12 protein-coding genes and 1 other annotated feature are annotated in these 16,273 nt (G+C 35.7%); of the genes, 8 read left to right on the top strand and 4 right to left on the bottom strand.

Annotated features, from left to right (window positions below):
• Positions 1–82 precede the first annotated feature (82 nt).
• Positions 83–298 (top strand) — a binding site (T-box leader).
• A gap of 52 nt (positions 299–350) precedes the next feature.
• Complete coding sequence (tyrS, locus tag DT250_RS07610; protein ID WP_149212867.1) at positions 351–1,613, top strand: tyrosine--tRNA ligase; 1,263 nt, start codon at positions 351–353, stop codon at positions 1,611–1,613.
• Between the two features lie 190 nt (positions 1,614–1,803).
• Here tyrS and DT250_RS07605 read toward each other — a convergent pair whose 3' ends face one another.
• The 3 genes from DT250_RS07605 to DT250_RS07595 all read right to left on the bottom strand — a co-directional run bounded on the left by DT250_RS07605 (position 1,804) and on the right by DT250_RS07595 (position 4,245).
• Positions 1,804–2,982 carry an NAD(P)/FAD-dependent oxidoreductase gene (locus DT250_RS07605; protein ID WP_000043194.1) on the bottom strand — a complete coding sequence of 393 codons (1,179 nt, stop codon included), beginning with the start codon at positions 2,980–2,982 and terminating at the stop codon, positions 1,804–1,806.
• 44 nt (positions 2,983–3,026) lie between these two features.
• Complete coding sequence (locus DT250_RS07600) at positions 3,027–3,467, bottom strand: DUF1641 domain-containing protein (protein ID WP_001115312.1); 441 nt, start codon at positions 3,465–3,467, stop codon at positions 3,027–3,029.
• A gap of 430 nt (positions 3,468–3,897) precedes the next feature.
• Positions 3,898–4,245 (bottom strand): winged helix-turn-helix transcriptional regulator, encoded by a 348-nt coding sequence (locus DT250_RS07595; RefSeq protein WP_000760478.1) that lies wholly within the window; start codon positions 4,243–4,245, stop codon positions 3,898–3,900.
• Positions 4,246–4,639: 394 nt separating this feature from the next.
• On the opposite strand from DT250_RS07595, the gene DT250_RS07590 reads away from it, so the two are divergent.
• The 4 genes from DT250_RS07590 to DT250_RS07575 all read left to right on the top strand — a co-directional run bounded on the left by DT250_RS07590 (position 4,640) and on the right by DT250_RS07575 (position 10,270).
• The gene (locus DT250_RS07590; protein WP_179952837.1) at positions 4,640–5,803 is read left to right on the top strand and encodes an MFS transporter; all 1,164 of its coding nucleotides are present in this window, start codon (positions 4,640–4,642) and stop codon (positions 5,801–5,803) included.
• A gap of 15 nt (positions 5,804–5,818) precedes the next feature.
• Positions 5,819–6,658 carry an aldo/keto reductase gene (locus DT250_RS07585; RefSeq protein ID WP_149212865.1) on the top strand — a complete coding sequence of 280 codons (840 nt, stop codon included), beginning with the start codon at positions 5,819–5,821 and terminating at the stop codon, positions 6,656–6,658.
• A 124-nt stretch (positions 6,659–6,782) separates the two neighbouring features.
• Positions 6,783–7,712, top strand: a complete 930-nt coding sequence (locus DT250_RS07580; protein WP_149212864.1) for a thioester domain-containing protein — start codon at positions 6,783–6,785, stop codon at positions 7,710–7,712.
• 575 nt (positions 7,713–8,287) lie between these two features.
• Positions 8,288–10,270 (top strand): M60 family metallopeptidase, encoded by a 1,983-nt coding sequence (locus DT250_RS07575; protein WP_370513118.1) that lies wholly within the window; start codon positions 8,288–8,290, stop codon positions 10,268–10,270.
• Between the two features lie 123 nt (positions 10,271–10,393).
• On the opposite strand, the gene DT250_RS07570 is transcribed toward DT250_RS07575, so the two are convergent.
• A complete protein-coding gene (locus DT250_RS07570) occupies positions 10,394–11,032 on the bottom strand; it encodes an NAD(P)-dependent oxidoreductase (RefSeq protein WP_149212863.1) in 639 nt (212 codons plus the stop codon).
• A 301-nt stretch (positions 11,033–11,333) separates the two neighbouring features.
• On the opposite strand from DT250_RS07570, the gene DT250_RS07565 reads away from it, so the two are divergent.
• From DT250_RS07565 to DT250_RS07555, 3 genes are all read left to right on the top strand, one after another.
• Complete coding sequence (locus DT250_RS07565; RefSeq protein ID WP_048542413.1) at positions 11,334–12,764, top strand: alanine/glycine:cation symporter family protein; 1,431 nt, start codon at positions 11,334–11,336, stop codon at positions 12,762–12,764.
• Positions 12,765–13,058: 294 nt separating this feature from the next.
• On the top strand, positions 13,059–14,501 hold the full coding sequence (locus DT250_RS07560) for an alanine/glycine:cation symporter family protein (RefSeq protein WP_137035004.1): 1,443 nt from the start codon (positions 13,059–13,061) through the stop codon (positions 14,499–14,501).
• 365 nt (positions 14,502–14,866) lie between these two features.
• Positions 14,867–16,048: a NupC/NupG family nucleoside CNT transporter gene (locus DT250_RS07555; RefSeq protein ID WP_000673848.1), complete on the top strand. Its 1,182-nt coding sequence runs from the start codon at positions 14,867–14,869 to the stop codon at positions 16,046–16,048.
• Positions 16,049–16,273: the final 225 nt, after the last annotated feature.

The following is a 16,273-nucleotide window of genomic DNA, read 5'->3' as shown; positions in this document are numbered from 1 at the left end:
AGTATGAATTATTTTAAAATAACATTTGGGTATTGTTGACAATTTGTTTTCAATTCAATATAATGGCTAATAATTTAACAAATAACATACGTTGAAAGAGCCCAGTAGCAGTTTGTCACTGTTAATGAGAGAGCTAGGGGTTGCTGGAACCTAGCACAAACAAACTTGCGAATTACACTCTGGAGTATCTTAGGTAATGCTAAGCGGATTGGCAATCGATATTATTGCTAAGAGTGGTATGAGTAGCTATGCTATTTATACAAACTGGGTGGTAACACGGTGAATAATCGTCCCTATGTCATAGACATAGGGACTTTTTGTTTTCAAAAAAATAGAGGAGATGACAAAAGATGAATATTATTGATGAATTAGAATGGCGCGGCGCCATTAATCAACAGACGGACGAAGAAGGGTTACGTAAGCTAGTAGAAGAGAAACAGATTTCACTATACTGCGGAGTTGATCCGACTGGTGATAGTATGCATATTGGACATTTAATTCCGTTTATGATGATGAAGAGATTCCAGTTAGCTGGCCATCATCCAGTTATTTTAATTGGTGGGGCAACAGGAACGATTGGTGATCCGAGTGGACGTCAATCAGAACGTCAACTTCAAACGTTAGAAGTAGTTCAGCATAATGTGGATGCGTTAACAGCGCAAATGAAAAAGCTATTTGATTTTGGCGGAAATAGCGAAGTGAAGATGGTAAATAACTACGACTGGACACATGAAATAAACATTATTGAGTTTTTACGTGATTACGGGAAGAACTTTAGCATTAATAGCATGTTAGCGAAGGATATTGTAGCAAGTCGTTTAGATACAGGAATTTCTTTCACGGAATTTACGTACCAAATTTTGCAAGCGATGGATTTCCATCATTTATACACGAAAGAAGATGTTCAACTGCAAATTGGTGGTAGTGACCAATGGGGAAATATTACGAGTGGTTTAGATTTAATTCGTAAGTTAGAAGGGCACGAAGCGAAAGTATTCGGATTAACGATTCCGTTATTACTGAAATCAGATGGTACGAAGTTCGGTAAATCAGCAGGTGGTGCAGTTTGGCTTGATCCTGAAAAAACAACACCATTTGAATTTTACCAGTTTTGGGTGAATACAGATGACCGTGATGTAGTGAAATACTTGAAATACTTTACGTTCTTAACGAAAGAGCGCATTGATGAATTGGCAACGAAGGTAGAAACAGAGCCTCATAGACGTGAAGCGCAAAAAGTATTAGCGGAAGAAATGACGAAATTCGTTCATGGAGAAGAGGCCTTCCTGCAAGCTGTGAAAATTACAGCAGCGTTATTTAGCGGAGATATTAAATCATTAACAGCTGATGAAATTGAGCAGGGCTTTAAAGAGATGCCAACATTCCAGTCTTCAAAGGAGACGAAAAATATCGTAGAATGGCTAGTCGATTTAGGAATTGAGCCATCTAGACGACAAGCACGTGAGGATATTAATAATGGAGCTATTTCGATGAATGGCGAAAAAGTAACGGATGTGGGTACAGATGTTACTGTAGAAAATTCATTTGATGGACGATTTATTATTATTCGTAAAGGGAAGAAGAACTACAGCTTAGTGAAGTTAGGAGAATAATTTGTGTGAAAGGATGGGAGTAGGAAGAATACTTCCATCTTTTCATATACACAATTTAGACATAAAATAATCAGTAAATTTAGATAATTAAAAGGGTTATAATATTCTTCTGCCGAATAAATAAGTTAGAGAAAATTACGGACAAAAATAGCCCGAACCATGCAGGGCATGATTCGGGCTTATATTCAGATTAGTAAGCTAAGCTGAATAGACCTTTAATGTGTGATAAGTAACGAACGTTACTTGCTTCTTTCATTAATGAAGCTGGTAAGCCTTTAAGTGGAGTATTGCTTGCTCCAATTGTAGCAACAGCATCTTTACGCCCTAGACTAGCAAGTGTTCCAGAGTTTACAGGTGCGAACTCTTCGAATGCTTTGCCTTCTAGTGCTGCGTATAAGTTGTATCCAATTAACTCACCCATTTGCCAAGCGATTTGTGCAGTTGGTGGGTATGGACGTCCGTCTGGAGCGAAGACAACAGCGCTGTCTCCAGCAACGAATACGTCTTTGTGAGAAGTAGATTGTAGGTATGCATCAACTGTTGCACGGCCACGGTTTACTTCAAGACCTGATTCACCGATTAATGGGTTACCTTGTACGCCGCCTGTCCAAACGAATGTGTTAGCAACAAGTTTTTGACCGTCTTTTAAGTCGATTTCATTGCCAGCAACGTTTGTTACAGGAAGACCTGTTAAGAATGTAACACCGCGTGCTTCTAGGCTAGTAGTTGCACGTTCGATTAAGTGGTCTGGTAATACTGGAAGGATTTTTGGACCTGCTTCAACAAGAAGAAGTTTAACTTCTTTTGGATTTACGCCGTGGCTTTTTGCAAGTTTAGGCATAATGTCAGCAAGCTCACCAACTAGCTCAACGCCAGTTAATCCGCCACCACCGATTACGATTGTAGCATCAGCTTCGTTTTTCGTTTTCGCGTATTCACGAATACGGTCTTCAACGTGTTTGTAGATTTTGTTTGCATCAGCAGCAGATTTTAATACCATGCTGTTTTCTTCTAGTCCTGGAATACCGAAGTAAGCAGTTTTACTTCCTAAAGCAACTACAAGTGCGTCGTAAGATAAAGTAGTGCCACCAGCTAGTTTAATTTCTTTGCTATCAACTGAGAATGACTCAACTGTTGCGATTTTAAGATCGATGTCTTTACCTTTGAAAAGCTTTGTAAGTGGCATTGCAATTGCTTGCTCAGCGACGTTACCAGCTGCAAGGCGGTGTAGTTCAGTGATGATTTGGTGTGTTGGGTATTGGTTAATCACTGTAACTTGTGCTTCTGATTTGCTGTAATATTTACGTACGTTTAAAGCGGCAAGAAGACCGCCATAACCAGCGCCTAAGATGACAATTTGTTTTGACATAGTATGATATCCCCCGTCTTTACTAATTGTTGTTATAAGTTAACTTATTTATTGTTACGTTCTGCACTAATTTGAAGATATGCGTTCACAAAGCGGAACATTTTTTGTGCTTGTGGGTCTTTTAGTAATTTTAATAGACCGAACAGGCCGATAACTTCGTTGCTTTCGTCAGCACGATCTTTCGCTTCGATAGCAGTTGCAGCCATGCCTTTCACTGTATCTTTTACAGGTTCTACAAGCTCTGTGATTGCACTAACAGTGTCGCTTTTTAATACTTCATCAGTAGCAACAGTTTGAGCGAAGTCATAAGACTTAGTTAAAATGTTAACAAGCTCAGTTAATTTTGGAAGCTGTTCTACTAGTGTAGTTAATGATTCTTGTACCTCAGGTTTTAACAACTGATCAAGTACATCAAGTTGTCCTTGGCTAGCAGAAATTTGTACAGTTTCTTGTTCTGGCTTTGTTTGAGTCATAGTTTCTGGCATCTCCAATTCTCCTTTACGATAGCAATACTCTTATTTTTGATAGGTAAGATAGTAAACGTTTGCGAAACTTTATACAAAGTTTCACAAAGCACAATAAAATGCCTTTAAATTTATGCCAGCAAGTAAGCTGAAATCATAAATCCAAAACCATAATGTCCTACCTATTATTTATGAACTGTCCGATACATGGCTTGTCCGCATAATGGAAAGTTCCTTTATCGGAAAGTGTATATAATATATATCCTATATTATATACTATATACACCTATGTTAACATAAAAATGATTCCTAATTATTTGATATTAAGCGTATAATGTAGTACTGACAAGGCGTGAAAGCGCATAAATTATTTTGTTAAGGTTAGAAAGGTACGTATATATAAATAAAAAAAGGAAAAAATGGACAAATTTATGTTCATTTTTTCCTTTTTTTATTGTTCACCTTCTGTAATTAGCATCGATGTGTTACCGCTTTTTTCAAGGTGGCATTCGCCCCAAGTACAAAGGGAATCAAGAATGGATTCTAAAGACCAACCGTAGTCTGTAAGAGAATATTCTACTTTCGGTGGTACTTGATTGTATACCTTTCTTTGAATAACTCCGTCTTCTTCTAATTCGCGTAATTGCTGTGTTAACATCTTTTGTGTAATACCAGGCATGAGACGTTTTAATTCACTCGTTCTCTTTGTACCTTTCGTTAAGTGGCAAAGAATAACGACTTTCCATTTTCCGCCGATAACCTCTAAAGTCGCTTCAACGGGAATATTATATTTCTTCATATAAAAAAATCTCCTTTGATGAATATAGATTTCAGTTCTCCAACAAAAGAAGCCAAATAATTTAAATGTTACTAAAAAGTACCTATAGCACTTTAAAGTACGTACTTTTTATCATGTTGAATATGTTCCATAATAGCATACGTAAGAGGGAAATGAGTAGTACGGTACTAAAAAGTGCCTATGTTACTTTTTGGTACCTATCGTACTTTAAAGTGCGTTCTTCAAAAAAAGAGTGAAGCCATTCATAATAGCATATATCAGCAGTAACATTATTTTTGTAGAAGAAAAAAGGCCTTTTTTCATACTATTATGATTGGATTTCTCGTATTAAGGAGGAGTTCAAGTGAATTCATATACAGTATCTTCTTCGGTAGTACAGACGAATCGGAGAAGCATGTTTGCTTTATTAGCACTAGCAATTAGTGCGTTTGGAATTGGTACAACCGAATTTATTAGTGTCGGTTTATTACCATCTATTTCAGAGGATTTACATGTTTCTGTTACAACAGCGGGTTTAACCGTTTCTTTATATGCATTAGGAGTAGCGTTTGGTGCCCCAGTATTAACGTCATTAACAGCTAGTATGTCGCGAAAGGCGTTATTAATGTGGATTATGATTATTTTCATTATTGGTAATGGAATTGCGGCAGTGGCAACAAGTTTTACTGTGTTGCTTATCGCAAGGGTTGTATCTGCGTTTGCACACGGCGTTTTTATGTCGATAGGATCCACAATTGCGGCTGCGCTTGTACCAGAGAATAAACGTGCGAGTGCAATTGCATTTATGTTTACTGGTTTAACTGTTGCGACCATTACAGGCGTACCGATTGGAACATTTATCGGTCAACAATTTGGTTGGAGAACATCGTTTATGGTAATTGTGGCAATTGGAATCGTTGCCTTAATCGCCAATAGTATGCTAATTCCTTCTAACTTAAAAAAAGGTACGTCTGTATCATTTCGCGATCAATTCAAACTGATTACGAATGGAAGGCTATTACTTGTATTTATTATTACTGCATTAGGATACGGGGGAACATTCGTAACGTTTACGTATTTATCTCCGCTATTACAAGAAGTAACAGGATTTAAATCAAGTACCGTTACAATTATTTTGTTAGTGTACGGAATTGCAATTGCGATTGGGAATATGGTTGGCGGGAAATTATCAAATCATAATCCGATTCGAGCATTATTTTACATGTTCTTTATTCAAGCAATTGTATTATTTGTTTTAACATTTACAGCGCCATTTAAAGTCGCTGGACTCATCACAATTATTTTTATGGGACTATTTGCGTTTATGAATGTTCCTGGGCTACAAGTGTATGTCGTTATCTTGGCTGAGAGATTTGTTCCAAGTGCTGTTGATGTGGCATCAGCGATTAACATTGCAGCATTTAACGCAGGAATTGCTCTTGGTGCTTACTTGGGCGGTATTGTAACGAACTCGTTAGGGTTAATTCATACGGCCTGGGTAGGCGGCATCATGGTAGCGGGGGCTGTTATTTTAACAGCGTGGAGTATGACATTAGAAAAAAGAGATCAAGTGAAATAAGGGAGAGAAAATATAATGAAAAATTTACAAAGTACAACAACATTGCATAACGGTGTAGAAATACCTTGGTTCGGTTTAGGGGTATTTAAAGTAGAAGATGGACCAGAACTTGTAGAAGCAGTAAAATCGGCGATTAAAGCAGGATACCGCAGTATTGATACAGCTGCGATTTATGGAAATGAAAAAGCAGTTGGAGAAGGAATTCGCGCTGGTATAAAAGAAGCCGGGATTACTCGAGAAGATTTATTTATTACTTCAAAAGTGTGGAATTCGGATCAAGGATATGAAACGACACTTGCTGCATATGAAGAGAGCTTAAAAAAATTAGAGCTAGATTATTTAGACTTATATCTTGTCCATTGGCCTGTAGAAGGGAAATACAAAGATACGTGGAGAGCGTTAGAAACACTGTATAAAGAAGAACGTGTGCGTGCAATTGGCGTAAGTAACTTCCAAATTCATCATCTGAAAGACGTATTAGCAGGTGCAGAAATGAAACCAATGATTAACCAAGTGGAATATCACCCTCGTTTAACACAAAAAGAATTACAAGCGTTCTGTAAAGAGCAAGGTATTCAAATGGAAGCATGGTCACCACTTATGCAAGGTCAATTATTAGATAACGAAACATTACAAGAAATTGCTGATAAGTATGATAAAACGACAGCTCAAATCATTTTACGTTGGGATCTTCAAAATGAAGTTGTAACAATTCCGAAATCAACGAAAGAACACCGCATTATTGCAAATGCTCATATATTTAATTTTGAATTAACGAAAGAAGATATGGAGAAAATTGATGCGTTAAATGAAAATCATCGCGTTGGTCCAGATCCTGATAACTTTGATTTCTAAACTTATAGTGGAGAGAAGGGGTGCAAACAGTTTGCACTCTTTTTTGTTTTGCTTATGCATAAAAAAAGTTTCTAACTAAATAATAAGCAGAAGAAAATTTGTTATTTCATAAGGGGTTGTAAACATGAATATAAAAAGATCGTTCAAGCTAATGGCCGCTTTTTTGAGTGTTTTATTTGTATTTGCGAACTTATTATTTCCACTTCAAAAAGCATTCGCGGAAGTTATGGATCATACAAAGTATGAAATGGATTGGAGTTATAGTAGGTCAAAGAAGAAACCAATTCGAACAGAGCTTATTAAAACAGCAGATGGAAAAATTGCCTTTTGCTTAAATGTAGATTTGAAATCTCCAAGCGGTCAAGATTTACCGGAAATGGGCAAAGTGGATATTAATGTATACCGTGTACTGTTAAATGGGTATCCGCAAAAGAGTCCACAAGAATTAGGTGTTTCTGATTGGAGAGAGGCACATTATGCAACGCAGCTTGCAGTATGGAATGCGTTAAAACAAATTGATATTAATGATTTAGATTTCCGTAATAAAAATGTAGAAAAGGTAACGAAAGATATCGTTGTAAAAGCAAGTGCTAGTGAAGAATTACAAGAAATTACGATGAGCGTAATACCGTCAGAAGAACAACAAGCAGTGTTGAAAAATGATTTCTTTGAAACAGGTTTATATACAGTAGAAACAAATGCGAAAAGCGGAACATATAAAGTGCAAGCAACAGGTGCACCAGAAGGCGCGAAATTTGTAAATGAAAAGGGCGAAGCAAAAACGGAATTTAATGTAGGAGAAAAGTTCCGCATCTTAATTCCGAAACAAACACCAGCTGGTGGGTTTAGCTTTAAAGTATTAGGAAATTTAACAAAGTTACAAGGGATTGCACATAAAGGGACACCGACTATTCAAAATGCAGTTGTATTACTTGAGCGTAGTGAAGAAAAAACAAGTCCGGAGTTATCGGTAAGTTGGAAAACAACAAATGGTCATGAGAATAATAAACCACATACTCCAAATGAACCACATAAACCGAATCAAAAGAGATAATGAAAAAGCATTGGCTTGTGCCAGTGCTTTTTTATATGAATTTTAAAATTATATCAGGAAAATTATATGTAGAATGAAAGCGCTGTTTATACAGTTTGAACTTTATTTTGAAGTAATATAAATATAGTAAAATCCAAACGTTAAAATTAATAGATTTCATTCGCAAAATTGTAACATTATTCTGATTGAAAAGGCTATCAAACAAAGTATAAAGCGTGTAAAATTCAGTTGAAAAAAATACCTATATATGGTCATGTACGAAGAATATGTAATATTCTATTTGTTATTTACAACTTTAGATGTATAGATGAAAATACTGAAAATATATCGTTTATTATTCTCTTTTTATGTAGAGAGAACTCATCACAAGAAGAGAGAAGTGAGGAGGATACAGTACATAAAAATTTTTATAATATAAGAAAGCGAATACATGGAGAGAGATGCGGTAGTAAATGATACAGGTGCGCGAGGTGTTAGTCTATTCACTAAATGTTTTTATAAAAATAATAGGATTTCTTATTAGATGAATATACATAGGATGGTTTCTCTAAATAAAGGAACAGGGGACACAGATTATGTCGAAGAAAAAGAGTAGTAGGGTATTAGTGGCTGGGATATGTATATCTACATTATTATCGCCAGTAGCTTTCGAAGCATCGAAAGGATATGCAGCACCTTTGGAAGAAAATAAAGGTGGAAAATTAGAAGAGGTTAAAGAGAATAAGTTTGAGCAAAGGACGTTTCATGTACCTGGAAAAGGTGATATAGAAAAGGAAACGAAACGCTTAAAAGTAAGTTTTCACCTTTCGGTTAACGAACCGACTGGAATTTATGCAGCGCCAAACGAAGAGATTACAATTGAAATAAAAGGAACGCAGTCTATTCAAGCTTTTATAGGAACGAGATCATATGGTGAAAAGGACCCTGAAAAGTTTGATTTAAAACCTGGTAAAAATGTTATTTCATCACCAAATGGTGGTATTTTATATTTTTACAATATGAACGATGAAGGTGAGGTAACGGCTTCTGTTACGAATGGTGGTAGCCATTTTCCTTTGTTTATTTTAGGTAAGCATACGAAAAAAGATTTTGATGAAATGTTGAAGAAATATAAGGATCCTTATGCAGTTGAATTAAAAGGGGAGAGAAGTTTAATTACTGCGAGTTATAATGCTGTTCAAGATCATATGAACGATACAGATCCAACAAAGTTAATGAAATTACATGATAAGATTATTCGTTTGGAAAATGCAGTAGCAGGATTATCTGAGGACGGTATTGGAGTCGCAAAATCTCCAAATCATTACGTTCAGTTTGTTGAAAAACGGAATCCGGATGAAGATGATTATATGTTTGCAACAGATTATCGTACAGCATATATCCCAAAAGTAATGAATAGAGTATTGGATTTAGAAGTACTTGAAAAGGATGGTTGGGGACCATGGCATGAAGTTGGACATTTACATCAACAAAGGCCGTGGGACTGGGATGCTGTTGGGGAAGTAACAGTCAACATTTATTCTTTAGCAGTACAAAAAGCATTAGGGAATAAACTAGACATGGAAGAACATTATGAAAAATCATTTGAGTATTTAGAAAGACCTATTGCCGAAAGAGTAATTGATGAAATTGATCCGCTTACGATGTTTTGGCAATTAAATATCGTTTATGGGGAAGATTTTTATCCTACATTGCATCAAGCGTATCGCTTGTTATCTGAAGAGGAAATGCCTACTTCTGATGAAGAGAAAAAGCAAATGTTTGTTTATATGACATCAAAAGTGGCAGGACAAAATTTAGTTCCATTCTTTAAAGAATGGGGATTAACTCCAAGTGATGAGACTAGAGAAAAAATAGAAAAATTAAATTTACCTAAATTAGAAAAAGAAATATGGAAAGCTACAGATAGTAATGATATTCGCGAGAAGCAAGTTGAACCGTATAAAGTTCCGTATGGTGAACCTGCTAATGAGGTACAAAACCTTGTAGTTGGTACGAATTTTGATGAAGAAAAAGCGGGTAAACTTGTTCAAAATTTAGGTGAGAATGTAAAAGTAACAGGTAAGATTATATGGTCTAAATTAGACGCTGGAAAACAGGAAGTGTTAGTAGAAATTGAGGATGAGAAGGGAAATAAAAATTCAATTCCTGTTCAAGTTAATGGTATTTATGGTGACAGTATCATTTTTCAAGGAATTTCAAATGATGTAATGTCAACAGTGACGCTTCGTCACAATGAAAAAGAATTAAATGTAAACTTTACTAGTAATAAAATACATTACCATTTTGAAAAAGAAGCATATATGGGTTTGACAGTATATGATCGAAATGGAATTGAAAAGAAACGTGTATCAGCAGAAGGGCAAGAAACTGGAAAAAGATTTGCTGAACTAAATGGAGTGGATTTTGAATATGGAGATGTAGTGAAAGTGTATCATGCCGAGTCAGGTCGTTTAATTTGGTACAAAAATAGTGAGTTAGTTGGAAAAGGAGATAAGAAAAAGTTTAAAGAAATTTCCTTCAAGATTACTCCAAATGGCTTAGAACAAGTGCAATAATAAAAAAAGCTCGTAAAACATTATGTTTTACGAGCTTTTTTTATTACTCAGCTTCAGAAACTACTTTGAACAATTGCAATAATAAATAAAGCTCTTAAAATTATGTTTTACGAGCTTTTTTTATTACTCAGCTTCAGAAACTACTGTGAAGCGTTCGTTTACGTGTTTTGGATTTTCGATTTCATCAAGTGCTGCAACTGCGAAGTCTTCGTAACTTACGTAGCTATCACCTTTTGCGTTAACAAGAAGGTTGTCTTTGCCAGCTGTATAAGAGCCTGTGCGTTTTCCTAATGCAAATAGTGCAGAAGGGCTGATGAATGTCCAAGTTATATCGTTTGTTTGTTGCAAGATTTCTAAGTTTTTACCTTGGTTTTGAGCTGTTGCAAGGTATTCATTTGGGAAACCTGGCGTATCAAATACACGCGTTGTTTTCTCTTCGTCTACAAATAAGCTTCCAGCGCCGCCAACTACAAGTAATTTTGTGTTAGGTGCACCTTTCATAGCTTCAATTAGTACGTTTCCTGCATCTACGTGAAGATGTTCTTCTCCTGCTGGAGCGCCGAATGCATTTACAACTACATCAAATGCTTGTAGGTCATTAGATGTAAGAGCGAATACATCTTTCTCTAAAACTTTTATATTTTCTTCTGTAATTTTTGCAGCGTTTCTTACGATGGCAGTTACTTCATGTCCGCGATCTAATGCTTCTTTTAAAATACGACTTCCTGCTTTACCAGTTGCTCCGATGATTCCGATTTTCATAATAAATCCCTCCAAAGTGTTTTGTTAAAGTGTATATCTGAAAGTAAATGAATTTGTTGTAATAAGGTTTGTTACAACCTGATGTAATCATTATAGTTACAGGTTGGTGTTTTTGTCAATGGGGTAGTTTGTATATTTACTTTTTGTTTTAGTATGTACAGTTAAAGGGCGGAGAGTCATAAAAGATTGTTACGTTATAAATCGCTAACATTTGGAAAAACGAAAATTGTCGAAAAATGTTGATTTTTGAATATTTTTTAAATATAATTCGTTTTATGGAGAAAAAGGAGGGGGTAATTGCATGAATATTTTAGAACAATTTGTTTCATCAACGAATACAATTCTTTGGTCATATATTCTTATTGCAATGTTAATTGGTTTAGGTCTTTATTTTTCTATTAAATTGAAATTCGTACAAATTACTCATTTAGGAGAAATGGTTCGACTAATGAGTGATGGATTAACTGGAAAGACGCGTAAAAAAGGTAGTGTATCTTCTTTCCAAGCGTTCTGTATGAGTTCAGCAGCTCGTATTGGAATCGGGAACTTAGCCGGTGTAGCGTTAGCTATTTCTATGGGAGGACCTGGCGCAGTATTTTGGATGTGGGTGATTGCGATTATCGGGGCGTCTTCAAGTTTCGTGGAAAGTACGCTTGCGCAAATTTATAAAGTAAAAGATGGCAGTGGTTTCCGTGGTGGTCCTGCTTATTATATGGAAAAAGGTTTAAATAAACGTTGGATGGGAATTTGGTTCTCTATCCTTATTACGATTAGTTATGGTTTAATTTTTAACTCAGTACAAGCAAATACAGTAACATTAGCGTTTGAAAATGCATTTGGTATTGAGCGTTATATTGTTGGAATTGCATTAGCTGCATTAGTTGCGGTTATTATTTTTGGTGGTGTAAAAAGTATCGCACGTATGTCGGAAATGATTGTTCCGCCAATGGCGCTTATTTATATTGCGGTAGCTATTTTTGTTGTCATTAAAAACTTCTATTTAATACCAGATGTGTTTACTGAAATCTTTAAAGGTGCATTTGGTTTAGATTCAGCTGTAGGTGGCGGTATCGGTGCTGCGATGAAGTTTGGTATTCAGCGTGGATTATTTGCGAATGAAGCAGGTATGGGTAGTGCGCCGAACGCGGCTGCAACAGCGGATGTAACGCATCCGGCGAAACAAGGATTTATTCAAACGATTGGCGTATTAGTAGATACGTTCTTAGTATGTACATCAACAGCATTTATCGTACTATGTTCTGGTGCATATAAAGCAACAAATTTAGAAGGTATTGAATTAACGCAAAATGCATTAAGTTCACAAATTGGTCCGTGGGCAAGTAGCTTCTTAGCGATTATTATTTTCCTATTTGCTTTCAGTTCACTTCTAGGAAACTACTATTATGGTGAAACGAACATTGAATTCATTAAACAAAGTAAAACTTGGTTAACGATTTACCGTATTGCGGTAGTGGGAATGGTATTATTCGGTTCTGTTGCGACGCTTAAAGTCGTATGGAATATGGCGGATTTATTTATGGGACTAATGGTAATCACAAACTTAATTGCGATTACACTTCTTGGCCGATTTGCATATGCTGCTTTGGCAGACTATGTAAGGCAAAAGAAACAAGGAAAAGATCCGGTGTTCAGTGCAGATTCTATTCCGGGTTTAACGAATACAGAGTGTTGGGATAAGCCGGTTGTAAAAAATAAAGAAAAAGCAGTGTAATGAAAAGATGAGTATCGAGCAGAATTCGATACTCATCTTTTTTGTTGTAATACATGATGTAAAGTGTAATTCGGTTTGTTTTTCTTGCTATTTTTAGTATAGAAATAATTAGTTGAATAGGTGTAGGGATGTTTGTGCTATTTTCCTTGTTTTAGTATAGAAAAAAACAAACATGTCACATATGGTAACAATTTCATGTAAGAAAACCTTACATCTTTTTGTCGAAAATTGTTGATTGTTTAAAGTTTTTAGAATATAATTTTCTTATTGTGAAGAAGAGGGGGCAATGCAATTATGGATTTTTTAACTAATGTAATTGGGGATATAAATAATGTTCTTTGGTCATATATAATCATTGCGATGTTAATTGGGTTAGGACTTTATTTTTCATTTCGTGTGAAATTTGTCCAAGTTCGTTACTTCGGTGAAATGATTCGTTTGCTTGGGGATGGGGCAAGTTCGAAAACGAGGAAAGCACAAAAAGAGAAGAGTGGTGTATCATCGTTCCAGGCTTTTTGTATGAGTACAGCTTCTCGTGTAGGTACTGGTAACTTAGCTGGTGTAGCTATCGCAATCTCAGCAGGTGGACCAGGAGCAGTATTTTGGATGTGGTTAATTGCGGTAATTGGGGGTGCTTCTGCATTTGTAGAGAGCACATTAGCGCAAATTTATAAAGTAAAAGATGGGAATGCATTCCGTGGTGGTCCAGCTTATTATATGGAAAAGGGATTAAATAAGCGCTGGCTTGGAGCAATTTTCTCTGTTTTAATAACAGTAAGTTTCGGATTGATTTTTAACGCTGTACAGTCTAATACTGTAGCGGCTGCTTTTGATGGGGCATTCAAAACAGACAGTAGATTAGTAGGTCTGTTTATGGCTGGTTTACTTGCAATCATTATCTTCGGCGGAGTAAAACGTATTGCACGTGCGGTTGAAATGATTGTTCCAGTAATGGCAATTATATATGTAGCAGTAGCATTATTCGTTGTTGTAACAAACATTACGGCAATTCCGTATGTATTTAAAGAAATTTTCTTACATGCTTTCGGAATTAAAGAAGTAGTAGGTGGGGGATTAGGAGCTGCGATTTTACTAGGGGTAAAACGTGGATTATTCTCAAATGAAGCAGGTATGGGTAGTGCGCCGAACGCAGCTGCGACTGCAAACGTAACGCACCCAGTTAAACAAGGTTTCATTCAAACTTTAGGGGTATTTACAGATACATTATTAATTTGTAGTTGTACAGCATTTATCATTTTATTATCAGATGTGCCTGGAGCGGCTGATTTAAACGGAATTCAATTAACGCAACAAGCATTAAGTCAACATATCGGACCGTGGGCTTCTATATTTGTAGCAGTTGCAATCTTCTTGTTTGCATTTAGTTCATTAGTGGGTAACTACTACTATGGTGAAACGAATATTGAATTCTTAAATGGAAGTAAAGTGTTATTAAATGTATACCGCATTGCTGTACTTGGTATGGTTATGTTAGGATCTGTAGCAACAATTCAAATCGTTTGGGATTTAGCAGATTTATTTATGGGGATTATGGCTGTTATTAACTTAGTTGCGATCGTATTCCTTTCTAAGTACGCTTTCGCGGCATTATCAGATTACGTTAAGCAAAAGAAACAAGGAAAAGATCCAGTATTCTATGCGGAGTCTATTCCAGGTTTGAACAATACAGAGTGCTGGGATAAGCCAGCAGTAGCTGATAAAGAAAAAGCAGTATAATGAGGTGAGCATCAAGTGAAACTTGATGCTCATTTTTTTGTTTTATCCTGCTATTTGTGAACGGTAAAACTCTCGATTGATATGGGCTAATAATCAGTGGGGATGATGCTGATTAAAGTTTCGCTATATAATGTAAAAGACGAACATTCATGAACGTTTTATAATAAAATGTAATTTTTTTAAGAAAAGTGCGGATATGAGTTGTGATTTATGTTAGAATGGAAAATGCCTTTGAAACAAGAGGTTTTATGATCTTTCCTATCCGATTGAAGGTTTTAGAGGAGAAATGGAAAGTTCGGATTATTTCTTATTTCAAGTGGTCAGACGTTCAACGTTAATGAAGAGTTAAATGGAGGATTTTATTAATGAAGTTTGTTATGTTTCTTGTAGGATTGCTCGTTGTATTTGTACTCGGTTTTCTTATAAGTGCCGATCGAAAGAAGATTAAGTATAAACCAATCGCAATTATGCTTGTTATTCAGCTAGCGTTAAGTTATTTCTTATTAAACACGCAAGTTGGTTATATTTTAGTAAAAGGAATTTCAGATGGATTTGGCGCGCTTCTTGGATATGCGGAAGCTGGAATCGTTTTCGTATTTGGCGGTCTTGTTAATAAAGGAGAGGTTTCATTCTTCTTAACAGCGTTATTACCAATCGTATTCTTTGCCGTTTTAATCGGAATTCTGCAACACTTTAAAATTTTACCGATATTTATTCGTGCTATTGGTACTGCGCTAAGTAAAGTAAATGGTCTAGGAAAACTAGAATCATATAACGCAGTAGCAGCTGCCATTGTTGGGCAAGCGGAAGTATTTATTACAGTAAAAGATCAATTAAGTAAAATCCCAAAACATCGTTTATATACATTATGTGCATCTTCCATGTCGACAGTATCAATGTCAATCGTAGGTTCTTATATGAAAATGATCGAACCGAAATATGTAGTAACAGCACTTGTATTAAATTTATTTAGTGGTTTCATTATTATTCATATTATTAACCCGTACGATATTACAGAAGAAGAAGATACACTGAAATTAGAAAATAAGAAAAAACAGTCATTCTTTGAAATGCTAAGTGAATATATTATGCTTGGTTTCACGATTGCAATTACAGTAGCGGCAATGTTACTTGGTTTCGTAGCATTAATTACAGCAATTAATAGCTTGTTTGATTCAATGTTCGGTATTACATTCCAAGCTATTTTAGGATACATTTTCTCACCATTAGCATTTGTAATGGGTATCCCGCAAGCAGAGATGGTAACAGCGGGACAAATTATGGCAACAAAATTAGTATCAAACGAATTTGTTGCGATGCTGGATCTTGGAAAAGTAGCTGGTGATTTATCAGCTCGTACAGTTGGTATTCTTTCTGTATTCCTTGTATCATTTGCGAACTTCTCATCAATCGGAATTATCGCAGGTGCAACGAAAGGTATCGATGAAAACCAATCAAATGTTGTATCATCATTCGGTCTACGCCTTGTGTACGGTGCGACATTAGTAAGTATTCTATCAGCGATTATCGTTGGTGTTATGTTATAAACAAAGATGGCCCTAGCTTATAGCTAGGGCTATTTTTTATGGTAAATTTGCATGAAAAAACCAATTAGTTAGGAATATATTAACATATAAAAATCTTTTAAAATTTATATTGCATTTCGATTAGATAACGCTTACAATTTGATTTGTAGGTGGTATCAATTTCAGACTTTCAAGTAGGGTAGGAGAGAAGAAGCTACCTTTTATAAATTGCAATTTATGTAAACG

The organism is Bacillus sp. AR2-1, assembly GCF_008368755.1.
In the GTDB taxonomy this organism is placed as follows: Bacteria; Bacillota; Bacilli; order Bacillales; family Bacillaceae_G; genus Bacillus_A; species Bacillus_A wiedmannii.
The sequence above is the reverse complement of the archived record's forward strand: the minus strand, read 5'-3'. Positions and strand labels throughout refer to the sequence as shown.